This is a genomic window from Paraburkholderia sabiae (genome assembly GCF_030412785.1).
GTDB classification, from domain to species: domain Bacteria; phylum Pseudomonadota; class Gammaproteobacteria; order Burkholderiales; family Burkholderiaceae; genus Paraburkholderia; species Paraburkholderia sabiae.
In genome coordinates this window covers 6,264,421-6,286,726 of the sequence record NZ_CP125295.1, presented here as the reverse complement: position 1 = coordinate 6,286,726, position 22,306 = coordinate 6,264,421, and the positions used below count along the sequence as shown (strand labels likewise).

Here is a 22,306-nt window from a genome sequence, read left to right as displayed (position 1 = left end):
TCGACTGGCGCTTCTCTTTGTCTTCTGAAGCGACTGCAGAAGGCAAGTTTGGTCGGGTAGCGGGCAACACAGGCATCCGCTGCCGTCAGCCAGCGGTTGGTAGCGGCCAACCACCAAGCTTCAAGGCTCGTTCAAGCCATAGGACGGCCAACGGGTCTCAGTCGGTGAACACTCGGGTTGTCACATCAAGGTATCCCGCCTCGACAACAATGCCCGCCGTGATTCGGAGATCGTATGCAATATTCCTTCACCGAGAAGAAGCGTATTCGCAAGAGTTTCGCGAAGCGCCCCATCGTTCACCAAGTACCTTTTCTGCTGGCTACCCAGCTTGAATCATTCAGCACGTTTCTGCAAGCAGATACGGCCACTGCGCAGCGCAAACCGGAAGGTCTGCAGGCTGCGTTCACCTCTGTTTTTCCCATTGTTTCGCACAACGGCTTCGCTCGTCTAGAGTTCGTCAGCTACATGCTGTCGCCGCCGGCATTCAACATCAAGGAATGTCAGCAGCGCGGTCTGACTTACTGCTCGGCGCTGCGTGCCAAGGTGCGTCTGGTTCTGCTCGACAAGGAATCGCCGAGCAAGCCCGTCGTCAAGGAAGTGAAGGAGCAGGAAGTGTACATGGGCGAAATTCCGCTCATGACGCCGACCGGCTCGTTCGTCATCAACGGCACGGAACGTGTGATCGTGTCGCAGCTGCACCGTTCGCCTGGCGTGTTCTTCGAACACGACAAGGGCAAGACGCACAGCTCCGGCAAGCTGCTGTTCTCGGCACGTATCATTCCTTACCGTGGTTCGTGGCTCGACTTCGAATTCGACCCGAAGGACGTGCTGTACTTCCGCGTCGACCGTCGCCGCAAGATGCCCGTCACGATCCTGCTGAAGGCTATCGGCCTGACGCCGGAGCAGATCCTCGCGAACTTCTTCGTGTTCGACAACTTCACGCTGATGCCGGAAGGCGCGCAGATGGAATTCGTGCCCGAGCGTCTGCGTGGTGAAGTCGCGCGCTTCGATATCACGGATCGCGACGGCAAGGTCATTGTCCAGAAGGACAAGCGTATCAACGCGAAGCACATTCGCGACCTCGAAAACGCGAAGACGAAATTCATTTCGGTTCCCGAAGACTATCTGCTCGGCCGCGTGCTGGCGAAGAACGTTGTCGACGGCGACACGGGCGAAGTGATCGCGAACGCGAACGACGAAGTCACGGAAAGCGTGCTCGACAAGCTGCGCGAAGCGAAGATCAAGGACATCCAGACGCTCTACACGAACGATCTGGATCAAGGTCCGTACATCTCGTCGACGCTGCGTATCGATGAAACGGCCGACAAGATGGCCGCGCGTATCGCGATCTACCGCATGATGCGTCCGGGCGAACCGCCGACGGAAGAAGCCGTCGAGGCGCTGTTCAACCGTCTGTTCTATAGCGAAGAAGCGTACGACCTGTCGAAGGTGGGTCGTATGAAGTTCAACCGCCGCGTCGGCCGTGACGAAATCGTCGGCCCGATGACGCTGCAGGACGACGACATCCTCGCGACGATCAAGATCCTCGTCGAGCTGCGTAACGGCAAGGGCGAAGTGGACGACATCGACCACCTCGGCAACCGTCGTGTGCGTTGTGTCGGCGAACTGGCGGAGAACCAGTTCCGCGCAGGTCTCGTGCGTGTCGAACGTGCTGTGAAGGAACGCCTCGGCCAGGCCGAAAGCGAAAACCTGATGCCGCACGACCTGATCAACTCGAAGCCGATTTCGTCGGCGATTCGCGAGTTCTTCGGTTCGTCGCAGCTGTCGCAGTTCATGGACCAGACCAACCCGCTGTCGGAAATCACCCACAAGCGCCGCGTGTCGGCACTTGGCCCGGGCGGTCTGACGCGCGAGCGCGCTGGCTTTGAAGTCCGCGACGTGCACCCGACGCACTATGGCCGCGTGTGCCCGATCGAAACGCCGGAAGGTCCGAACATCGGTCTGATCAACTCGCTGGCTCTGTACGCGCACCTGAACGAATACGGCTTCCTCGAAACGCCGTATCGCAAGGTCGTGGACAGCAAGGTCACGGACCAGATCGACTATCTGTCGGCAATCGAAGAAGGCCGTTACGTGATCGCTCAGGCGAACGCGGCGGTGGCGGAAGATGGTTCGCTGACCGACGAACTCGTGTCGTCGCGTGAAGCAGGCGAAACGCTGATGGTCACGCCAGACCGCATCCAGTACATGGACGTGGCGCCGTCGCAGATCGTGTCGGTGGCTGCATCGCTGATTCCGTTCCTCGAGCACGACGACGCGAACCGTGCATTGATGGGTTCGAACATGCAGCGTCAGGCTGTGCCGTGTCTGCGTCCGGAAAAGCCGGTCGTCGGTACGGGCATCGAGCGTACGGTGGCTGTCGACTCGGGCACGACCGTGCAGGCGCTGCGCGGCGGTGTGGTCGATTACGTCGACGCAGGCCGTATCGTGATTCGTGTGAACGACGATGAAGCGGTTGCCGGTGACGTCGGTGTCGACATCTACAACCTGATCAAGTACACGCGTTCGAACCAGAACACGAACATCAACCAGCGTCCGATCGCGAAGGTCGGCGACAAGGTTGCCCGCGGCGACGTGCTGGCTGACGGCGCTTCGACGGACCTCGGCGAACTGGCTCTCGGCCAGAACATGCTGGTCGCGTTCATGCCGTGGAACGGTTACAACTTCGAAGACTCGATCCTGATCTCGGAGAAGGTTGTTGCGGACGATCGCTACACGTCGATCCACATCGAAGAACTGAACGTCGTTGCTCGTGACACGAAGCTCGGACCGGAAGAAATCACGCGCGATATTTCGAATCTCGCTGAAGTGCAGCTTGGCCGTCTCGACGAGTCGGGCATCGTGTACATCGGCGCGGAAGTCGAAGCAGGCGACGTGCTGGTCGGCAAGGTCACGCCGAAGGGCGAAACCCAGCTGACGCCGGAAGAAAAGCTGCTGCGCGCGATCTTCGGCGAGAAGGCATCGGACGTGAAGGATACGTCGCTGCGTGTGCCGTCGGGCATGAGCGGCACGGTTATCGACGTGCAGGTGTTCACGCGCGAAGGCATCCAGCGCGACAAGCGTGCGCAACAGATCATCGACGATGAACTGAAGCGCTATCGTCTCGACCTGAACGACCAGCTGCGTATCGTGGAAGGCGACGCGTTCCAGCGTCTGGCACGCATGCTCGAAGGCAAGGTCGCGAACGGCGGTCCGAAGAAGCTCGCGAAGGGCACGAAGATCGAACGCGCTTACCTGGAAGATCTGGATCACTACCACTGGTTCGACATCCGCCTCGCGGACGAAGAAGCAGCGGCGCAGCTCGAAGCGATCAAGGATTCGATCGAACAGAAGCGTCACCAGTTCGACCTCGCGTTCGAAGAGAAGCGCAAGAAGCTCACGCAAGGCGACGAACTGCCGCCGGGCGTGCTGAAGATGGTCAAGGTGTACCTGGCAGTCAAGCGCCGCCTGCAGCCTGGCGACAAGATGGCCGGCCGTCACGGTAACAAGGGTGTCGTGTCGAAGATCGTCCCGATCGAAGACATGCCGTACATGGCCGATGGCCGTCCGGCTGACGTCGTGCTGAACCCGCTCGGCGTTCCGTCACGGATGAACGTGGGTCAGGTTCTCGAAGTGCATCTGGGCTGGGCCGCGAAGGGTCTGGGCTGGCGTATCGGCGAAATGCTGCAGCGTCAGTCGAAGATCGAGGAAGTTCGCGCATTCCTGACCAAGATCTATAACGAGTCGGGCCGCGCGGAAGAGCTGGAAAGCTTCTCCGACGACGAGATCCTCGAACTGGCGAAGAACCTGCGCGAAGGCGTGCCGTTCGCAACGCCGGTGTTCGACGGTGCGACGGAAGAAGAAATGTCCAGCATGCTGGACCTCGCCTTCCCGGACGACATCGCGCAGAACCTCGGCATGACGAAGTCGAAGAACCAGGTGCGTCTGTACGACGGCCGCACGGGAGAAGGCTTCGAGCGTACGGTTACGGTCGGCTACATGCACTACCTGAAGCTGCATCACCTGGTCGACGACAAGATGCACGCGCGTTCGACGGGCCCGTACTCGCTCGTCACGCAGCAGCCGCTGGGTGGTAAGGCGCAGTTCGGTGGCCAGCGTTTCGGTGAAATGGAAGTGTGGGCGCTCGAAGCGTACGGCGCATCGTACGTGCTGCAGGAAATGTTGACGGTCAAGTCGGACGACGTGACAGGCCGGACCAAGGTTTATGAAAACCTGGTCAAGGGCGATCACGTCATCGACGCGGGCATGCCGGAATCCTTCAACGTGCTGGTGAAGGAAATCCGCTCGCTCGGTATCGACATCGACCTCGACCGCAACTAATCGGACTACGGAGAGAAAGCAATGAAAGCTCTGCTCGATCTATTCAAGCAAGTCCAACAGGAAGAAGTTTTTGACGCGATCAAGATCGGTCTGGCCTCGCCGGACAAGATCCGTTCGTGGTCGTTCGGTGAAGTCAAGAAGCCGGAAACCATCAACTACCGCACGTTCAAGCCGGAGCGGGATGGTCTGTTCTGCGCGAAGATTTTCGGTCCGATCAAGGACTACGAATGCCTTTGCGGCAAGTACAAGCGCCTGAAGCACCGTGGCGTGATCTGCGAGAAGTGCGGCGTCGAAGTGACGCTCGCGAAGGTGCGTCGCGAACGCATGGGCCACATCGAACTGGCCTCGCCTGTCGCGCACATCTGGTTCCTGAAGTCGCTGCCGTCGCGTCTGGGCATGGTGCTCGACATGACGCTGCGCGACATCGAGCGCGTGCTGTACTTCGAAGCATATGTGGTGATCGATCCGGGCATGACGCCGCTGAAAGCGCGGCAGATCATGACGGAAGAGGATTACTACAACAAGGTCGAAGAGTACGGTGACGAATTCCGCGCTGAAATGGGCGCGGAAGGCGTGCGCGAACTGCTGCGCGCGATCAACATCGACGAACAGGTCGAAACGCTGCGTTCGGAGCTGAAGAACACGGGTTCGGAAGCGAAGATCAAGAAGTACGCGAAGCGTCTGAAAGTGCTCGAGGCATTCCAGCGTTCGGGCATCAAGCCCGAGTGGATGATTCTCGAAGTGCTGCCCGTGCTTCCGCCGGAACTGCGTCCGCTGGTTCCGCTGGACGGCGGCCGTTTCGCGACCTCGGACCTGAACGACCTGTATCGCCGCGTGATCAACCGTAACAACCGGTTGAAGCGCCTGCTCGAACTGAAGGCACCTGAAATCATCGTCCGCAACGAAAAGCGGATGCTGCAGGAAGCCGTCGATTCGCTGCTCGACAACGGCCGTCGCGGCAAGGCGATGACGGGCGCGAACAAGCGTCCGCTGAAGTCGCTCGCCGACATGATCAAGGGTAAGGGCGGTCGCTTCCGTCAGAACCTGCTGGGCAAGCGCGTCGACTACTCGGGCCGTTCGGTCATCGTGGTCGGCCCGACGCTGAAGCTGCACCAGTGCGGTCTGCCTAAGCTGATGGCGCTCGAACTGTTCAAGCCGTTCATCTTCAACAAGCTGGAAGTGATGGGTGTCGCTACCACCATCAAGGCTGCGAAGAAGGAAGTCGAGAACCAGACGCCGGTGGTGTGGGACATCCTGGAAGAGGTGATCCGCGAGCATCCGGTGATGCTGAACCGTGCGCCGACGCTGCACCGTCTTGGCATTCAGGCTTTCGAGCCGGTGCTGATCGAAGGTAAGGCAATCCAGCTGCACCCGCTCGTTTGCGCGGCGTTCAACGCCGACTTCGACGGTGACCAGATGGCTGTTCACGTTCCGCTGTCGCTGGAAGCGCAGATGGAAGCGCGCACGCTGATGCTGGCGTCGAACAACGTGCTGTTCCCGGCCAACGGCGATCCGTCGATCGTGCCGTCGCAGGATATCGTGCTCGGCCTGTACTACGCGACGCGTGAAGCGATCAACGGCAAGGGCGAAGGCATGACGTTCACGGGCGTGTCGGAAGCACTGCGCGCCTACGAAAACAAGGAAGTCGAGCTGGCCTCGCGGGTCAACGTGCGGATCACCGAAATGGTCCACAACGAAGACACGTCGGAAGGCGCGCCGAAGTTCGTGCCGAAGATCACGCTGTACGCGACGACGGTCGGCCGCTCGATCCTGTCGGAGATTCTGCCGCCGGGTCTGCCGTTCTCCGTGCTGAACAAGCCGCTGAAGAAGAAGGAAATTTCGCGTCTGATCAACACGGCATTCCGCAAGTGCGGTCTGCGCGAAACGGTGATCTTCGCCGACCAGCTGATGCAGTCGGGCTTCCGCCTGGCAACGCGCGCCGGTATCTCCATCTGCGTCGACGACATGCTCGTGCCGCCGCAGAAGGAAACGATCGTCGGCGACGCCGCGAAGAAGGTGAAGGAATACGACCGCCAGTACATGTCGGGTCTCGTCACCGCGCAGGAACGCTACAACAACGTGGTCGACATCTGGTCGGCAACGTCGGAAGCGGTCGGCAAGGCGATGATGGAGCAGCTCGCCACGGAACCCGTGGTCGATCGCGACGGCAACGAAACGCGTCAGGAATCGTTCAACTCGATCTACATGATGGCCGACTCGGGCGCGCGGGGTTCCGCAGTCCAGATCCGTCAGTTGGCGGGGATGCGCGGCCTGATGGCGAAGCCGGACGGTTCGATTATCGAAACGCCGATTACCGCGAACTTCCGCGAAGGTCTGAACGTGTTGCAGTACTTCATCTCGACCCACGGTGCACGTAAGGGTCTGGCTGATACGGCACTGAAGACCGCGAACTCGGGTTACCTGACGCGTCGTCTGGTCGACGTCACGCAGGATCTCGTGGTGGTCGAGGACGATTGCGGCACGTCGAACGGCGTGGCGATGAAGGCCCTCGTGGAAGGTGGTGAAGTCGTCGAAGCGCTGCGCGACCGTATTCTCGGCCGTGTCGCGGTGGCAGACGTCGTTAATCCGGAAACGCAGGAAACGCTGTACGAAGCGGGCTCGCTGCTTGACGAAGATTCCGTCGAAGAGATCGAGCGTCTGGGCATCGACGAAGTGCGCGTGCGCACGCCGCTGACCTGCGAAACGCGTTACGGTCTGTGCGCGTCGTGCTATGGCCGCGATCTGGGCCGTGGCTCGCTGGTGAACGTCGGCGAAGCAGTGGGCGTTATCGCTGCTCAGTCGATCGGTGAGCCGGGCACGCAGCTGACCATGCGTACGTTCCACATCGGTGGCGCGGCATCGCGTGCGGCAGTGGCGTCGTCGGTCGAAGCGAAGTCGAACGGTACGGTGCGTTTCACGGCGACGATGCGTTACGTGACGAATGCAAAGGGCGAGCAGATCGTCATCTCGCGTTCGGGCGAAGCGCTCATCACCGATGATCACGGCCGCGAGCGCGAGCGTCACAAGGTGCCGTACGGCGCGACGCTGCTGCAACTCGACGGTGCGCAGATCAAGGCAGGCACGCAGCTGGCCACGTGGGATCCGCTGACGCGTCCGATCATCACCGAGTGGGGCGGTACGGTGAAGTTCGAAAACGTCGAGGAAGGCGTGACGGTCGCGAAGCAGATCGACGACGTGACGGGTCTTTCGACTCTGGTCGTGATCGACGTGAAGCGCCGCGGTTCGCAGGCTTCGAAGAGCGTGCGTCCGCAGGTCAAGCTGCTCGACGCGAACGGCGAAGAAGTCAAGATCCCGAACTCGGAGCACTCGGTTCAGATCGGCTTCCAGGTCGGCGCTCTGATCACCGTGAAGGACGGTCAGCAAGTGCAGGTCGGTGAAGTGCTCGCACGTATCCCGACGGAAGCGCAGAAGACGCGTGACATTACGGGTGGTCTGCCGCGTGTGGCGGAACTGTTCGAAGCACGTTCGCCGAAGGACGCAGGTATCCTGGCGGAAGTCACGGGTACGACGTCGTTCGGTAAGGACACGAAGGGCAAGCAGCGTCTCGTTATCACGGACCTCGAAGGCAATCAGCACGAGTTCCTGATCGCGAAGGAAAAGCAGGTTCTGGTCCACGATGGTCAGGTCGTCAACAAGGGCGAAATGATCGTGGACGGACCGGCGGATCCGCACGACATCCTGCGTCTGCAGGGTATCGAAGCGCTGTCGCGTTACATCGTGGACGAAGTGCAGGACGTGTACCGTCTGCAGGGCGTGAAGATCAACGACAAGCACATCGAAGTGATCGTGCGTCAGATGCTGCGTCGCGTGCAGATTTCGGACAACGGCGATACGCGCTTCATCCCGGGCGAACAGGTCGAGCGGTCGGACATGCTCGACGAGAACGACCGTATGAACGCGGAAGACAAGCGTCCGGCAACGTACGAGAACATCCTGCTGGGTATTACGAAGGCGTCGCTGTCGACGGATTCGTTCATCTCGGCAGCATCGTTCCAGGAAACGACGCGGGTGCTGACGGAAGCCGCAATCATGGGCAAGCGCGACGATCTGCGTGGCCTGAAGGAAAACGTGATCGTCGGCCGTCTGATTCCGGCCGGTACGGGTCTCGCGTTCCACAAGGCGCGCAAGACCAAGGAAATGGCGGATCGCGAGCGTTTCGACCAGATCGCTGCCGAAGAAGCCTTCGAGTTCGGTACGCCGGAAAATCCGGCCGCCGAGCAAACGCCGCATACCAACGAGTAAGCGGGCTGGCGGCGCAAGCCGCTATCTCACGAGCGTAGTTGGCAAAACCGCCCGGTTTCGACCGGGCGGTTTTTTTTCGCCTGCGATTTTTCTTATGCCATTTGGACTCTGCCGGATGGCCAGTTGCGCGACAAACACCAGGCGAAACGCGATTGGGTTGGTAAAATTCGTGTCACCCGTTCCGCGCTCTTTTTCTCTATCCGCTCTCCTTCATGTCCCGTTCGCTCCAGATCCTCAACGAAGTTTTCGGTTATCCCGCGTTCAGAGGGCAGCAGGGCGAAATTGTCGAACACGTTTCATCGGGCGGCGACTGTCTGGTGCTGATGCCGACGGGCGGCGGGAAGTCGCTCTGTTATCAGATTCCGTCGCTGGTGCGACGTGAGGCGGGTTTGGGCGCGGGCATCGTCGTGTCGCCGCTGATTGCATTGATGCAGGATCAGGTGGCGGCGCTGACGGAAGTCGGCGTGCGCGCGGCGTATCTGAACTCGACGCTGTCGGGCGCCGAGGCCGCTGCAACGGAACGCGCATTGCGCGAGGGCGAAATCGATCTGCTGTACGTCGCGCCGGAGCGTTTGATGACGCCGCGCTTTCTCGATCTGCTCGAACGCGCGCGCATCGGCCTCTTCGCGATCGACGAAGCGCATTGCGTGTCGCAATGGGGCCACGATTTCCGGCCGGAGTACATCCAGCTCTCCGTCCTGCACGAACGCTTTCCTTCGGTGCCGCGCATCGCGCTCACTGCGACCGCCGACGCGATCACGCGCGATGAAATCATCCATCGTCTCGCACTCGACGACGCGCGCGTGTTCGTGTCGAGCTTCGACCGGCCGAACATTCGCTACCGGATCGTCGAAAAGGACAACGCGCGCTCGCAGCTGCTCGACTTTATCCGCGCAGAACATTCGCGTCCCGATGGCACGACCGACGCGGGTGTTGTGTATTGCCTGTCGCGCCGCAAGGTCGAAGAGACAGCCGAGTGGCTGAAGGCGCAGGGCGTACGCGCGTTGCCGTATCACGCCGGGATGGAGTTCGAGGTGCGCCAGAAGCACCAGGAAATGTTCCAGCGCGAAGAGGGCATCGTGATGTGCGCCACGATCGCGTTCGGCATGGGTATCGACAAGCCGGACGTGCGCTTCGTCGCGCATCTGGATTTGCCGAAGAGCGTCGAAGGCTATTACCAGGAGACCGGGCGCGCAGGCCGCGACGGTCTGCCGGCGAACGCGTGGATGACTTACGGACTCGGTGACGTCGTGCAGCAGCGCAAGATGATCGACGAATCCGAAGCCGACGATGCGCACAAGCGCGTGCAGACGGGCAAGCTCGATGCATTGCTGGGTCTGTGCGAAACGGCCACGTGCCGGCGCGTGCGCTTGCTCGCCTACTTTGGCGAAGAGGGCAAGCCGTGTGGCAACTGCGATACGTGTCTTGAGCCGCCGGCGTCATGGGACGCGACGCGCGAATCGCAAATGGCGCTGTCGTGCGCGTTCCGCGCGCAGCGCGCGAGCGGATTCAACTTTGGCGCAGGACATCTGATCGACATTCTTCGCGGCAACCGCAACGAGAAGATTCTGCAGCGCGGCCACGAAAAGATAAGTACGTTCGGAATCGGCGCGGCGTTGTCCGAGCATGAGTGGCGCGCAGTGTTTCGCCAGTTGGTCGCGTTCGGATTTCTCACCGTCGATCATGAGGGTTTTGGCTCGTTGGTGCTGACAGAATCGAGCAAGCCTGTATTGAAGGGCGAACAGACGGTGACGATGCGCCGTTATGTGAAGCCTGCGCGGACACGTCAGTCGTCTGGCCGAACGAGCGAGCGCGCCGATCCGACGGCAGGCATGAACGCGCGCGAGCGGGCGCGCTGGGACCGGCTGCGCACTTGGCGCACCGAAACTGCGAAAAGCGACGGCGTGCCGGCCTATGTCATTTTCCACGACGCGACGCTGGCGGAGATCGCGCGGAATTGCCCGGAATCGCTCGAAGATTTGCGACACATTCCCGGCATGGGCGCGCGCAAGCTCGACCGTTTCGGCGACGAACTGCTGGAAGTTGTCGCCGCGGACTGACCTCCGGCGGCTCTCGAACCCTTTCGAATCCACGCAACCTGTTGACTCGCTTAGGATTTTCGGAATATGATGCTAGGTTCCGGTTCTTGGCAGGGTTGCGCGCGGCGTAAGTGCGTCGCCAGTCCAGCAAGGCTGGAAGTCAGCAGTAGTCAGAAACGGGTTCGTTTTTGCTTTGCCCAGAAACGAACACGTTGATTTTGTTCAATTTCAGGAATAAACAATGCCAACCATCAATCAACTGGTTCGCAAAGGCCGCACGTCGGAAACGACGAAGAGCAAGTCGCCGGCCCTGCAGGACTGCCCCCAGCGTCGCGGCGTGTGCACCCGTGTGTACACCACGACGCCGAAGAAGCCGAACTCGGCACTCCGTAAGGTCGCCAAGGTTCGTCTGACGAACGGCTTCGAAGTCATTTCGTACATCGGTGGTGAAGGCCACAACCTGCAAGAGCACTCGGTCGTGCTGATTCGCGGCGGCCGTGTGAAGGACTTGCCGGGTGTGCGTTACCACATGGTTCGCGGCTCGCTGGATACCCAGGGCGTCAAGGATCGTAAGCAGGCTCGCTCGAAGTACGGTGCGAAGCGCGCCAAGGCTGGCAAGTAATAGCCGGTCGAGCAGTAACAGGTCGCTCGCAAGAGCGGTTTAGCGGTGGTGCCGGAAAGCCGGTGCTGTCGAGTAAGTGGTCACCCGACCAGGCTGGTAAGTCGTAATGGATGAATCGGGTTAGTTGGTGGCCGCGGGGCAGAAGAACTGCTCCAACTGAAAAGTCAAAGGAAGAAACATGCCGCGTCGTCGCGAAGTCCCCAAGCGGGAAGTGTTGCCGGATCCGAAGTTCGGTAACGTTGATGTAGCAAAATTCATGAACGTGCTGATGCTCTCCGGCAAGAAGTCGGTTGCCGAGCGCATCGTGTACGGCGCTTTCGAACAGATCCAGACCAAGGGTGGCAAGGACCCGCTGGAAGTGTTCACGGTAGCGCTCAACAACGTCAAGCCGGTGGTCGAAGTGAAGAGCCGCCGCGTTGGTGGTGCGAACTATCAGGTTCCGGTCGAAGTGCGTCCGTCGCGTCGTATGGCATTGGCGATGCGTTGGTTGCGCGAAGCCGCGAAGAAGCGCAGCGAGAAGTCGATGGCTCTGCGTCTCGCTGGTGAACTGTCGGAAGCGGCTGAAGGCCGTGGTGGCGCAATGAAGAAGCGCGACGAAGTTCACCGGATGGCAGAAGCCAACAAGGCGTTCTCGCATTTCCGTTTCTAAGCATCCCGTCCCCGGGTTAGCAGTAAAGCGGAAAGAAATTCCGGGCGGGTGCGCTTCTAAAGCGCCTCGCCCGTTTGTGTTAGGGCGCGATGGACGGATTTCCAGTTTCCATCGTGTCATCCCAATAGAGGATCAAAGTGGCTCGCAAGACTCCTATCGAGCGCTACCGCAACATCGGTATTAGCGCTCACATCGACGCCGGCAAGACGACGACGACCGAGCGCATCCTGTTCTATACCGGCGTGAACCACAAGATCGGTGAAGTGCACGATGGCGCCGCCACCATGGACTGGATGGAGCAGGAACAGGAACGTGGTATCACGATCACGTCCGCTGCTACCACGGCGTTCTGGAAGGGCATGGCAGGCGATCGCGCCGAGCACCGTATCAACATCATCGACACCCCGGGTCACGTCGACTTCACGATTGAAGTCGAGCGCTCGATGCGCGTGCTCGACGGTGCGTGCATGGTCTACTGCGCAGTGGGCGGCGTGCAACCGCAGTCGGAAACGGTGTGGCGCCAGGCTAACAAGTACAAGGTGCCCCGTCTCGCGTTCATCAACAAGATGGACCGTACCGGCGCGAACTTCTTCAAGGTCTACGACCAGCTCAAGCTGCGTCTGAAGGCGAACCCGGTTCCCGTCGTCGTGCCGATCGGCGCAGAAGAGAACTTCACGGGCGTCGTCGATCTGATGAAGATGAAGGCGATCATTTGGGACGAAGCGTCCCAAGGCACCAAGTTCTCGTACGAAGAAATCCCGGCAGAACTCGTCGACACGTGCAACGAATGGCGCGAGAAGATGATCGAAGCTGCGGCTGAGTCGAACGAAGACCTGATGAACAAGTATCTCGAGTCGGGCGAACTGACCGAAGCGGAAATCATCAAGGGTCTGCGCGACCGTACGATCGCTTGCGAAATCCAGCCGATGCTGTGCGGTACCGCGTTCAAGAACAAGGGCGTGCAGCGCATGCTCGACGCCGTGCTCGACTTCCTGCCGTCGCCGATCGACATTCCCCCGGTCACGGGCGAACTCGAAAACGGTGAAAAGGCTGAGCGTCGCGCATCGGACGACGAAAAGTTCTCGGCACTCGCGTTCAAGATCATGACGGACCCGTTCGTCGGTCAGCTGATCTTCTTCCGCGTGTACTCGGGCGTCGTCAATTCGGGCGACACGGTGCTGAACGCGACGAAGGACAAGAAGGAACGTCTGGGTCGTATTCTGCAGATGCACGCGAACCAGCGCGAAGAAATCAAGGAAGTGCGCGCGGGCGACATCGCTGCTGCTGTGGGCCTGAAGGAAGCGACGACGGGCGACACGCTGTGCGACCCGGCGAACCCGATCGTTCTGGAACGCATGATTTTCCCGGAGCCGGTTATTTCGCAGGCCGTCGAGCCGAAGACGAAGGCCGACCAGGAAAAGATGGGCATGGCGCTGAACCGTCTGGCTCAGGAAGATCCGTCGTTCCGCGTTCAAACGGACGAAGAATCGGGCCAAACCATCATTTCGGGCATGGGCGAACTCCACCTCGAAATTCTGGTCGACCGGATGAAGCGCGAGTTCAACGTCGAAGCTACCGTTGGCAAGCCGCAAGTTGCGTATCGTGAAACGATCCGCAGCACGGCAGCTGACGTCGACGGCAAGTTCGTCAAGCAGTCGGGCGGTCGCGGCCAGTACGGTCACGCTGTCATCACGCTTGAGCCGAACGAGCAGGGCAAGGGCTACGAGTTCCTCGACGAGATCAAGGGTGGTGTGATTCCGCGTGAATACATCCCGGCGGTCGACAAGGGTATCCAGGAAACGCTGAAGGCCGGCGTGCTGGCAGGCTTCCCGGTCGTCGACGTCAAGGTTCACCTGACGTTCGGTTCGTACCACGACGTTGACTCGAACGAAAATGCGTTCCGCATGGCCGGTTCGATGGCGTTCAAGGAAGCAATGCGCAAGGCGAGCCCGGTTATCCTCGAGCCGATGATGGCCGTGGAAGTCGAAACGCCTGAAGACTACATGGGCAACGTGATGGGCGACCTGTCGGGCCGTCGCGGTATTGTCCAGGGCATGGAAGACATGGTGGGCGGCGGCAAGATCGTCCGCGCTGAAGTGCCGCTGTCGGAGATGTTTGGCTACTCGACGTCGCTGCGCTCGCTGACGCAAGGCCGCGCAACGTACACGATGGAATTCAAGCACTACGCAGAAGCACCGCGTAACGTGTCGGAAGCGATCATCAACGCGAAGTCGAAGTAAGACCTCGCATAGTCATTCATCGAACAACTTTTTTGAAAGAAGAGAAACATGGCTAAAGGTAAATTCGAACGGACCAAGCCGCACGTGAACGTCGGCACGATCGGTCACGTTGACCACGGCAAGACCACGCTGACGGCAGCGATCACGACGGTGCTGACCGCGAAGTTCGGCGGCGAGGCAAAGGCTTACGACCAGATCGACGCGGCGCCGGAAGAAAAGGCACGTGGTATCACGATCAACACGGCACACGTCGAGTACGAAACGGCTAACCGCCACTACGCACACGTCGACTGCCCGGGCCACGCTGACTATGTGAAGAACATGATCACGGGCGCAGCGCAGATGGACGGCGCAATCCTGGTGTGCTCGGCCGCTGACGGCCCGATGCCGCAAACGCGTGAGCACATCCTGCTGGCACGTCAGGTCGGCGTTCCGTACATCATCGTGTTCCTGAACAAGTGCGACATGGTCGACGACGCCGAGCTGCTCGAGCTGGTCGAAATGGAAGTGCGCGAACTCCTGTCGAAGTACGACTTCCCGGGCGACGACACGCCGATCATCAAGGGTTCGGCGAAGCTGGCGCTCGAAGGCGACAAGGGCGAGCTGGGCGAAGTGGCGATCATGAATCTGGCCGACGCGCTGGACACGTACATCCCGACGCCGGAGCGCGCAGTTGACGGCGCTTTCCTGATGCCGGTGGAAGACGTGTTCTCGATCTCGGGTCGTGGCACGGTGGTGACGGGCCGCGTTGAGCGCGGCATCGTCAAGGTCGGCGAGGAAATCGAAATCGTCGGTATCAAGCCGACGGTGAAGACGACCTGCACGGGCGTGGAAATGTTCCGCAAGCTGCTCGACCAGGGTCAGGCAGGCGACAACGTCGGTATCCTGCTGCGCGGCACGAAGCGTGAAGACGTGGAGCGTGGCCAGGTTCTGGCGAAGCCGGGTTCGATCACGCCGCACACGCACTTCACGGCTGAAGTGTACGTGCTGAGCAAGGACGAAGGCGGCCGTCACACGCCGTTCTTCAACAACTACCGTCCGCAGTTCTACTTCCGTACGACGGACGTGACGGGCTCGATCGAGCTGCCGAAGGACAAGGAAATGGTGATGCCGGGCGACAACGTGTCGATCACGGTGAAGCTGATCGCTCCGATCGCCATGGAAGAAGGTCTGCGCTTCGCAATCCGCGAAGGTGGCCGTACCGTCGGCGCAGGTGTCGTTGCCAAGATCATCGAGTAAAATCGAAGATTGATGTAGCAGTATGCAGTGCCCGGGTCTGGGCACTCGCCCTCCGCGGGCGCCCAGACCTACGTTCTTTTACTCATCGGCGGTGCAATATCGCCTCGCTCTTTCCAAGGAATTCGTCATGCAAAACCAGAAAATCCGCATTCGCCTGAAGGCTTTCGACTATCGTCTGATCGACCAATCGGCAGCTGAGATCGTCGACACGGCAAAGCGGACTGGCGCAATCGTTCGCGGCCCGGTGCCCCTGCCGACCCGCATCCAGCGTTTCGACATCCTGCGTTCGCCGCACGTGAACAAGACGTCGCGCGATCAGCTCGAAATCCGCACGCACCAACGCCTGATGGACATCGTTGATCCGACGGACAAGACCGTCGACGCACTGATGAAGCTGGACCTGCCGGCTGGCGTGGACGTCGAAATCAAGCTGCAGTAAAGGTTTCGAGCGGCATCCAAACTTTCGGATGCCGCTAAGTCTTTGATTGCTTGCAGAAAACGAAAAGCCTCGCTATAATGCTAGGCTTTTCGCGCATTTGCGTAAAAAAGTCGTTGTACTTCACCCTTGAAGTGCGCGGCATTTTGTAAATTAGCCCCGACCAATCGCAGTCGGGAATGGAGAAAACGATGAGCCTTGGACTCGTAGGTCGCAAGGTTGGCATGACCCGTATCTTCACGGCTGAAGGGGATTCGATTCCCGTCACCGTGCTGGACGTGTCCGACAACCGCGTGACGCAGATCAAGACTGTTGAAACCGACGGCTACACGGCCGTTCAGGTTGCCTTCGGTACGCGCCGTGCATCGCGTGTGACGAAGCCGCTGGCAGGTCATCTCGCCAAAGCCGGTGTTGAAGCCGGTGAAATCCTCAAGGAATTCCAAATCGACGCCGCCAAGGCTGCCGAGTTGTCGAGCGGCGCCGTGATCGGTGTGGATCTCTTCGAAGTGGGCCAGAAGGTCGACGTGCAAGGCACCTCGATCGGTAAGGGCTACGCCGGTACCATCAAGCGTTACAACTTCGCTTCGGGCCGTGCATCGCACGGTAACTCGCGTTCGCACAACGTGCCGGGTTCGATCGGTATGGCGCAGGATCCGGGTCGTGTTTTCCCGGGTAAGCGCATGACGGGTCACATGGGTGACGAGACGGTCACCGTGCAAAACCTCGAAATCGCACGTATCGACGCAGACCGCAAGCTGCTGCTCGTCAAGGGTGCTGTTCCCGGCGCGAAGGGCGGCAAGGTTTTCGTGACGCCGGCAGTGAAGACGCGTGCCGTGAAAGGAGCGAAATAATGGAACTTAAGCTCCTGAATGCCAATGGTCAGGAAGGCTCAGCAGTCAACGCGTCGGACGTCGTGTTCGGCCGTGACTACAACGAAGCCCTGATCCACCAGATCGTCGTCGCTTACCAGGCGAATGCACGTAGCGGCAACCGCGCTCAGAAGGACCGTGAGCAGGTCAAGCACACCACGAAGAAGCCGTGGCGCCAGAAGGGTACGGGCCGTGCTCGTGCCGGTATGTCGTCGAGCCCGTTGTGGCGTGGCGGTGGTCGCATCTTCCCGAATTCGCCGGAAGAAAATTTCTCGCACAAGGTCAACAAGAAGATGCATCGCGCAGGTCTCTGCTCGATCTTCTCGCAGCTGGCCCGCGAAGGCCGCATCGCGGTTGTCGACGAGCTCACGCTCGAAGCGCCGAAGACGAAGCTGCTGGCCGAAAAGTTCAAGGCAATGGGTCTCGATTCCGTGCTGGTCATCACCGACACGGTTGACGAAAACCTGTACCTCGCGTCGCGCAATCTGGCCCACGTGGCCGTTGTCGAGCCGCGTTACGCCGACCCGCTGTCGCTGATCTACTTCAAGAAAGTGCTGATCACGAAGGCTGCGGTCGCCCAGATCGAGGAGTTGCTGTCATGAGCGAAGTCCGCAAAAACGATCATCGTTTGATGCAAGTTCTGCTCGCGCCGGTGATCTCCGAAAAGGCGACGCTGGTGGCCGACAAGAACGAGCAAGTCGTGTTCGAAGTTGCGCCGGATGCTACGAAGCAGGAAGTGAAGGCTGCTGTCGAGCTGCTGTTCAAGGTGGAAGTCAATTCCGTCAACGTGCTGGTCCAGAAGGGCAAAGCAAAGCGCTTTGGCCGCTTCATGGGCAAGCGCAAGGACGTGAAGAAGGCGTACGTCTGCCTGAAGCCCGGCCAGGAAATCAACTTTGAAGCGGAGGCCAAGTAATCATGGCAATCGTGAAAGTTAAGCCGACTTCGCCGGGTCGCCGCGCGATGGTCAAGGTGGTCAACAAGGATCTGCACAAGGGCAAGCCGTACGCACCGCTGCTCGACGCGCAGAGCTCGACCGCCGGCCGTAACAACAACGGCCACATCACCACGCGTCATAAGGGTGGTGGTCACAAGCAGCACTATCGTATCGTCGACTTCCGTCGCACGAAGGATGGCATTCCGGCAAAGGTTGAACGCCTGGAATACGATCCGAACCGTAGCGCGAACATCGCGCTGGTCGTGTACGCAGATGGCGAACGCCGCTACATCATCGCTCCGAAGGGCGTGACGGTTGGTCAGCAACTGATGTCGGGTTCGGAAGCTCCGATCCGCGCAGGCAACACGCTGCCGATCCGCAACATCCCGGTCGGTACGACGATTCACTGCATCGAAATGCTGCCGGGCAAGGGCGCGCAGATGGCGCGTTCGGCTGGTACGTCGGCGATGCTGCTGGCTCGTGAAGGTACGTACGCACAGGTCCGCCTGCGTTCGGGCGAAATCCGCCGCGTTCACATCGAATGCCGCGCGACGATCGGTGAAGTGGGCAACGAAGAGCATAGCCTCCGTCAAATCGGTAAGGCTGGCGCGAACCGCTGGCGCGGTATCCGCCCGACGGTGCGTGGCGTTGCAATGAACCCGGTCGATCACCCGCACGGTGGTGGTGAAGGCAAGACGGCTGCAGGTCGCGATCCGGTGAGCCCGTGGGGCACGCCGACGAAGGGTTATCGTACCCGCAGCAACAAGCGCACGACGAGCATGATCGTCCAGCGCCGTCACAAGCGTTAAGGAGTAGGCAATGGCACGTTCTATTAAAAAAGGTCCGTTCTGCGACGCCCATTTGCTGAAGAAGGTTGAGGCGGCTGCAGCATCGCGCGACAAGAAGCCTATCAAGACCTGGTCGCGTCGCTCGACGATCCTGCCGGACTTCATCGGCCTGACGATCGCCGTTCATAACGGCCGTCAACACGTTCCGGTGTATGTCACGGAAAACATGGTCGGCCACAAGCTTGGCGAGTTCGCATTGACCCGTACGTTCAAGGGTCACGCGGCCGACAAGAAGGCCAAGAAATAAGGGGCAATCAAGATGGAAGTGAAAGCAATTCATCGCGGTGCCCGCATCTCGGCGCAGAAGACGCGCCTTGTGGCTGACCAGATCCGTGGTCTGCCGGTCGACAAGGCGCTGAACGTTCTGACGTTCTCGCCGAAGAAGGCGGCGGGTATCGTCAAGAAGGTCGTGCTGTCTGCGATCGCGAATGCGGAGCACAACGAAGGCGCCGATATCGACGAGCTCAAAATTACGAGCATTTACGTCGACAAGGCTGCTTCGCTGAAGCGTTTCACCGCGCGCGCCAAAGGCCGCGGTAACCGCATCGAGAAGCAATCCTGTCACATCACTGTGACGGTCGGGAATTAAGGAGCCATACGATGGGACAGAAAATTCATCCGACTGGCTTCCGTTTGGCCGTCAGCCGCAATTGGGCTTCGCGTTGGTACGCGAACAACAACAATTTCGCGGCGATGTTGCAGGAAGACATCGGTGTTCGTGAATACCTGAAGAAGAAGCTGAAGAACGCGTCCGTCGGCCGCGTCGTGATCGAGCGTCCTGCAAAGAACGCACGTATCACGATTTTCAGCTCGCGTCCGGGTGTCGTGATCGGCAAGAAGGGTGAGGACATCGAACTGCTGAAGTCCGAGCTGCAAAAGCGCATGGGCGTTCCGGTTCACGTCAACATCGAAGAAATCCGTAAGCCGGAAACCGATGCACAACTGATCGCCGATTCGATCACGCAACAGCTCGAGCGCCGGATCATGTTCCGCCGCGCGATGAAGCGTGCGATGCAAAACGCAATGCGTCTGGGTGCTCAAGGCATCAAGATCATGAGCGCAGGCCGTCTGAATGGTATCGAAATCGCTCGTACGGAGTGGTACCGCGAAGGCCGCGTGCCTCTGCACACGCTGCGTGCTGATATCGACTACGCAACTTCGGAAGCGAAGACGACGTACGGCATCATCGGCGTGAAGGTGTGGGTCTACAAGGGCGACACGCTCGGCCGCAACGACGCTCCGGTGGTTGAAGAAGTCGCCGAAGAAAAGCGTCCGCGCCGCAACGCACGTCCGGGCGACCGCCGCCCGCGTCGCGATGGTGAAGGTGCACCGGCAGGTGCTCGCCGTGGTGCTCCGCGCCGCGGCGGTGCCGGCGACGGTAAGACTGGAGAATAACGATGCTGCAACCGAAACGCAGGAAGTATCGCAAAGAGCAGAAGGGTCGTAACACTGGCGTCGCAACGCGTGGTAACGCGGTGTCGTTCGGTGAATACGGTCTGAAGGCTATCGGTCGCGGCCGCCTGACCGCGCGTCAGATTGAAGCAGCGCGTCGTGCAATGACGCGTCACATCAAGCGCGGTGGCCGCATCTGGATTCGCATTTTCCCGGACAAGCCGATCTCGCAAAAGCCGGCTGAAGTGCGTATGGGTAACGGTAAGGGTAACCCTGAGTACTACGTCGCTGAGATTCAACCGGGCAAGATGCTGTACGAAATGGACGGTGTGTCCGAAGAACTGGCACGTGAAGCGTTCCGTCTGGCTGCAGCGAAGCTGCCGCTGAAGACGACGTTCATGGTTCGTCAGCTCGGCGCCTAAGGAGTGAATGATGAAGGCATCCGAACTTCACCAGAAAGATAAGGCCGCGCTCAACAAGGAGCTGTCGGACCTGTTGAAGGCGCAATTCGGCCTGCGCATGCAACTCGCGACCCAGCAGCTCACGAACACGAGCCAGCTGAAGAAGGTTCGTCGCGACATCGCACGTGTGCGGACCGTCCTGACTGAGAAGGCGAACCAGAAATGAACGATAGCGTAAAAACCTCGCTCAAGCGGACGCTGGTCGGCAAGGTCGTCAGCAACAAGATGGACAAGACGGTTACCGTCTTGGTCGAGCACCGCGTGAAGCACCCGATCTACGGCAAGTACGTCGTACGTTCGAAGAAGTACCACGCTCACGACGAAGCGAACACCTATAACGAGGGTGACCTCGTCGAAATCCAGGAAACTCGTCCGCTGTCGAAGACGAAGGCTTGGACGGTGTCCCGTCTAGTCGAAGCTGCTCGCATCATCTAAAGCAGCTGGGCAAGAGAAGTAATTGAAATCGCAGTAGATTTCGCTTGCAAGACCGAGATTATTTGTTATAATCTCGGTCTTCCCTCTTTGTGGGAGCCCCATCGCGGGCGAAGTCGTAGGTGGGGGAAGCGACTAGGGCGCCAGTCCTTGTCGACAGATTCACCGGATTGCGATGGCGGGTTTCGTTTGCCGTCGCTGCTGTTCTAACCCAAGCAGCCGTTGGCTGACGGGACCAAGACTGACCGAATGCATCATGGTGGTGCGATCGGATTAAGTTGGGAAAGATAAACCATGATCCAGACCGAAACTCGGCTCGAAGTGGCCGACAACACGGGTGCACGTGAAGTCATGTGCATCAAGGTGCTCGGCGGCTCGAAGCGTCGTTATGCCAACATCGGCGACATCATCAAGGTGAGCGTCAAAGAGGCAACGCCGCGCGGGCGCGTGAAGAAAGGCGAGATTTACAACGCTGTGGTGGTTCGCACCGCCAAGGGCGTGCGCCGTCAAGACGGCTCGCTGATCAAGTTCGACGGCAACGCCGCCGTGCTTTTGAATACCAAGCTCGAGCCTATCGGCACCCGCATCTTCGGGCCGGTCACGCGTGAGCTGCGCAGCGAGCGCTTCATGAAGATCGTTTCGCTCGCGCCAGAAGTGCTGTAAGGAGCCGAGATGAACAAGATTCGTAAAGGTGACGAAGTCGTCGTCATCACCGGCAAAGACAAGGGCAAGCGCGGTGTCGTGCTGGCCGTTGGCGAAAACCGTGTGACCGTCGAAGGCCTCAATATCGCCAAGAAGCATGTGAAGCCGAACCCGATGAAGGGTACGACGGGCGGTGTGGAAGCGAAGGCAATGCCGTTGCAGATTTCGAACGTCGCGCTGGTCGACGCGAACGGCAAGCCGTCGCGTGTCGGCATCAAGGTCGAAGGGGACAAGAAGGTCCGTTTCCTGAAGACGACCGGTGCTGTTCTGAGCGCCTGACGCTGCGGAGTAAAAAATGGCACGTTTGCAAGAATTTTATAAAGAAAAGGTCGTTCCTGGCCTGATCGAGAAGTTCGGTTACAAGTCGATCATGGAAGTGCCGCGCCTTACCAAGATCACCCTGAATATGGGTCTTGGTGAAGCCGTCGCTGACAAGAAGGTCCTTGAGCATGCTGTTGGCGACCTCACGAAGATCGCCGGCCAGAAGCCGGTTATCACGAAGTCGCGTAAGGCAATTGCGGGCTTCAAGATCCGTGAAGGCTACCCGATCGGCACGATGGTCACTTTGCGTGGCCAGGCAATGTACGAATTCCTCGACCGTTTCGTGACGGTTGCGCTCCCCCGCGTGCGCGACTTCCGCGGCGTGTCGGGCAAGGCGTTCGACGGCCGTGGTAACTACAACATCGGTGTGAAAGAGCAGATCATTTTCCCCGAAATCGACTACGACAAGATCGACGCGCTGCGTGGGCTGAACATCAGCATCACGACGACTGCGAAGACTGACGACGAAGCAAAGGCACTGCTCGCCAGCTTCAAGTTCCCGTTCAGAAACTGAGGTT

General features: G+C 59.7%; 21 protein-coding genes. All 21 read left to right on the top strand.

Annotated features, from left to right (window positions below):
- The first annotated feature begins 234 nt into the window (after positions 1–234).
- The 21 genes from rpoB to rplE all read left to right on the top strand — a co-directional run bounded on the left by rpoB (position 235) and on the right by rplE (position 22,302).
- Positions 235–4,341: a DNA-directed RNA polymerase subunit beta gene (gene rpoB / locus QEN71_RS28305; RefSeq protein ID WP_028371057.1), complete on the top strand. Its 4,107-nt coding sequence runs from the start codon at positions 235–237 to the stop codon at positions 4,339–4,341.
- A gap of 21 nt (positions 4,342–4,362) precedes the next feature.
- A complete protein-coding gene (gene rpoC, locus QEN71_RS28300; RefSeq protein ID WP_201655285.1) occupies positions 4,363–8,604 on the top strand; it encodes a DNA-directed RNA polymerase subunit beta' in 4,242 nt (1,413 codons plus the stop codon).
- A 212-nt stretch (positions 8,605–8,816) separates the two neighbouring features.
- The gene (gene recQ, locus QEN71_RS28295; protein WP_201655288.1) at positions 8,817–10,664 is read left to right on the top strand and encodes a DNA helicase RecQ; all 1,848 of its coding nucleotides are present in this window, start codon (positions 8,817–8,819) and stop codon (positions 10,662–10,664) included.
- A gap of 220 nt (positions 10,665–10,884) precedes the next feature.
- A complete protein-coding gene (rpsL, locus tag QEN71_RS28290) occupies positions 10,885–11,265 on the top strand; it encodes a 30S ribosomal protein S12 (RefSeq protein WP_006053290.1) in 381 nt (126 codons plus the stop codon).
- 178 nt (positions 11,266–11,443) lie between these two features.
- A complete protein-coding gene (gene rpsG / locus QEN71_RS28285) occupies positions 11,444–11,914 on the top strand; it encodes a 30S ribosomal protein S7 (RefSeq protein ID WP_006053291.1) in 471 nt (156 codons plus the stop codon).
- A 137-nt stretch (positions 11,915–12,051) separates the two neighbouring features.
- Positions 12,052–14,154 carry an elongation factor G gene (gene fusA, locus QEN71_RS28280; protein ID WP_201655291.1) on the top strand — a complete coding sequence of 701 codons (2,103 nt, stop codon included), beginning with the start codon at positions 12,052–12,054 and terminating at the stop codon, positions 14,152–14,154.
- A gap of 48 nt (positions 14,155–14,202) precedes the next feature.
- A complete protein-coding gene (tuf, locus tag QEN71_RS28275) occupies positions 14,203–15,393 on the top strand; it encodes an elongation factor Tu (RefSeq protein ID WP_028371383.1) in 1,191 nt (396 codons plus the stop codon).
- A gap of 127 nt (positions 15,394–15,520) precedes the next feature.
- A complete protein-coding gene (gene rpsJ, locus QEN71_RS28270; protein ID WP_006998489.1) occupies positions 15,521–15,832 on the top strand; it encodes a 30S ribosomal protein S10 in 312 nt (103 codons plus the stop codon).
- A 188-nt stretch (positions 15,833–16,020) separates the two neighbouring features.
- Entirely contained in the window at positions 16,021–16,680 is a 660-nt protein-coding gene (rplC, locus tag QEN71_RS28265; RefSeq protein WP_028367650.1) for a 50S ribosomal protein L3, read from the top strand.
- Positions 16,680–17,300, top strand: a complete 621-nt coding sequence (gene rplD / locus QEN71_RS28260) for a 50S ribosomal protein L4 (protein ID WP_201655294.1) — start codon at positions 16,680–16,682, stop codon at positions 17,298–17,300. Before rplC ends, rplD begins: the two co-directional genes overlap by 1 nt.
- Positions 17,297–17,611 (top strand): 50S ribosomal protein L23, encoded by a 315-nt coding sequence (gene rplW, locus QEN71_RS28255; protein WP_007730525.1) that lies wholly within the window; start codon positions 17,297–17,299, stop codon positions 17,609–17,611. The genes rplD and rplW overlap by 4 nt, the downstream gene beginning before the upstream one ends.
- 2 nt (positions 17,612–17,613) lie before the next feature.
- Positions 17,614–18,441: a 50S ribosomal protein L2 gene (gene rplB / locus QEN71_RS28250; protein ID WP_201655297.1), complete on the top strand. Its 828-nt coding sequence runs from the start codon at positions 17,614–17,616 to the stop codon at positions 18,439–18,441.
- A 10-nt stretch (positions 18,442–18,451) separates the two neighbouring features.
- Positions 18,452–18,727: a 30S ribosomal protein S19 gene (gene rpsS / locus QEN71_RS28245; RefSeq protein WP_006998484.1), complete on the top strand. Its 276-nt coding sequence runs from the start codon at positions 18,452–18,454 to the stop codon at positions 18,725–18,727.
- Between the two features lie 12 nt (positions 18,728–18,739).
- On the top strand, positions 18,740–19,069 hold the full coding sequence (rplV, locus tag QEN71_RS28240) for a 50S ribosomal protein L22 (RefSeq protein WP_007730533.1): 330 nt from the start codon (positions 18,740–18,742) through the stop codon (positions 19,067–19,069).
- An 11-nt stretch (positions 19,070–19,080) separates the two neighbouring features.
- Positions 19,081–19,875, top strand: a complete 795-nt coding sequence (gene rpsC / locus QEN71_RS28235) for a 30S ribosomal protein S3 (protein ID WP_012402193.1) — start codon at positions 19,081–19,083, stop codon at positions 19,873–19,875.
- Between the two features lie 2 nt (positions 19,876–19,877).
- Entirely contained in the window at positions 19,878–20,294 is a 417-nt protein-coding gene (gene rplP, locus QEN71_RS28230; protein WP_012402192.1) for a 50S ribosomal protein L16, read from the top strand.
- Positions 20,295–20,304: 10 nt separating this feature from the next.
- Positions 20,305–20,499 carry a 50S ribosomal protein L29 gene (gene rpmC, locus QEN71_RS28225; protein ID WP_075159014.1) on the top strand — a complete coding sequence of 65 codons (195 nt, stop codon included), beginning with the start codon at positions 20,305–20,307 and terminating at the stop codon, positions 20,497–20,499.
- The gene (gene rpsQ, locus QEN71_RS28220; protein WP_012402190.1) at positions 20,496–20,768 is read left to right on the top strand and encodes a 30S ribosomal protein S17; all 273 of its coding nucleotides are present in this window, start codon (positions 20,496–20,498) and stop codon (positions 20,766–20,768) included. The genes rpmC and rpsQ overlap by 4 nt, the downstream gene beginning before the upstream one ends.
- A gap of 291 nt (positions 20,769–21,059) precedes the next feature.
- Positions 21,060–21,428, top strand: a complete 369-nt coding sequence (gene rplN / locus QEN71_RS28215; protein ID WP_012402188.1) for a 50S ribosomal protein L14 — start codon at positions 21,060–21,062, stop codon at positions 21,426–21,428.
- 9 nt (positions 21,429–21,437) lie between these two features.
- On the top strand, positions 21,438–21,746 hold the full coding sequence (gene rplX, locus QEN71_RS28210) for a 50S ribosomal protein L24 (protein WP_201655300.1): 309 nt from the start codon (positions 21,438–21,440) through the stop codon (positions 21,744–21,746).
- Between the two features lie 16 nt (positions 21,747–21,762).
- Entirely contained in the window at positions 21,763–22,302 is a 540-nt protein-coding gene (rplE, locus tag QEN71_RS28205) for a 50S ribosomal protein L5 (protein WP_201655303.1), read from the top strand.
- Positions 22,303–22,306: the final 4 nt, after the last annotated feature.

Coding starts and splice junctions, on each gene's coding strand:
- rplE (WP_201655303.1), top strand. CDS start 21,763: ATGGCACGTTTGCAAGAATTTTATAAAGAAAAGGTCGTTCCTGGCCTG.
- rpsG (WP_006053291.1), top strand. CDS start 11,444: ATGCCGCGTCGTCGCGAAGTCCCCAAGCGGGAAGTGTTGCCGGATCCG.
- rplD (WP_201655294.1), top strand. CDS start 16,680: ATGGAACTTAAGCTCCTGAATGCCAATGGTCAGGAAGGCTCAGCAGTC.
- tuf (WP_028371383.1), top strand. CDS start 14,203: ATGGCTAAAGGTAAATTCGAACGGACCAAGCCGCACGTGAACGTCGGC.
- rpsL (WP_006053290.1), top strand. CDS start 10,885: ATGCCAACCATCAATCAACTGGTTCGCAAAGGCCGCACGTCGGAAACG.
- recQ (WP_201655288.1), top strand. CDS start 8,817: ATGTCCCGTTCGCTCCAGATCCTCAACGAAGTTTTCGGTTATCCCGCG.
- rpsJ (WP_006998489.1), top strand. CDS start 15,521: ATGCAAAACCAGAAAATCCGCATTCGCCTGAAGGCTTTCGACTATCGT.
- rplC (WP_028367650.1), top strand. CDS start 16,021: ATGAGCCTTGGACTCGTAGGTCGCAAGGTTGGCATGACCCGTATCTTC.
- rplP (WP_012402192.1), top strand. CDS start 19,878: ATGCTGCAACCGAAACGCAGGAAGTATCGCAAAGAGCAGAAGGGTCGT.
- rpsQ (WP_012402190.1), top strand. CDS start 20,496: ATGAACGATAGCGTAAAAACCTCGCTCAAGCGGACGCTGGTCGGCAAG.
- rpsC (WP_012402193.1), top strand. CDS start 19,081: ATGGGACAGAAAATTCATCCGACTGGCTTCCGTTTGGCCGTCAGCCGC.
- rpmC (WP_075159014.1), top strand. CDS start 20,305: ATGAAGGCATCCGAACTTCACCAGAAAGATAAGGCCGCGCTCAACAAG.
- rplN (WP_012402188.1), top strand. CDS start 21,060: ATGATCCAGACCGAAACTCGGCTCGAAGTGGCCGACAACACGGGTGCA.
- rpsS (WP_006998484.1), top strand. CDS start 18,452: ATGGCACGTTCTATTAAAAAAGGTCCGTTCTGCGACGCCCATTTGCTG.
- rpoB (WP_028371057.1), top strand. CDS start 235: ATGCAATATTCCTTCACCGAGAAGAAGCGTATTCGCAAGAGTTTCGCG.
- rplX (WP_201655300.1), top strand. CDS start 21,438: ATGAACAAGATTCGTAAAGGTGACGAAGTCGTCGTCATCACCGGCAAA.
- rplB (WP_201655297.1), top strand. CDS start 17,614: ATGGCAATCGTGAAAGTTAAGCCGACTTCGCCGGGTCGCCGCGCGATG.
- rplV (WP_007730533.1), top strand. CDS start 18,740: ATGGAAGTGAAAGCAATTCATCGCGGTGCCCGCATCTCGGCGCAGAAG.
- rpoC (WP_201655285.1), top strand. CDS start 4,363: ATGAAAGCTCTGCTCGATCTATTCAAGCAAGTCCAACAGGAAGAAGTT.
- rplW (WP_007730525.1), top strand. CDS start 17,297: ATGAGCGAAGTCCGCAAAAACGATCATCGTTTGATGCAAGTTCTGCTC.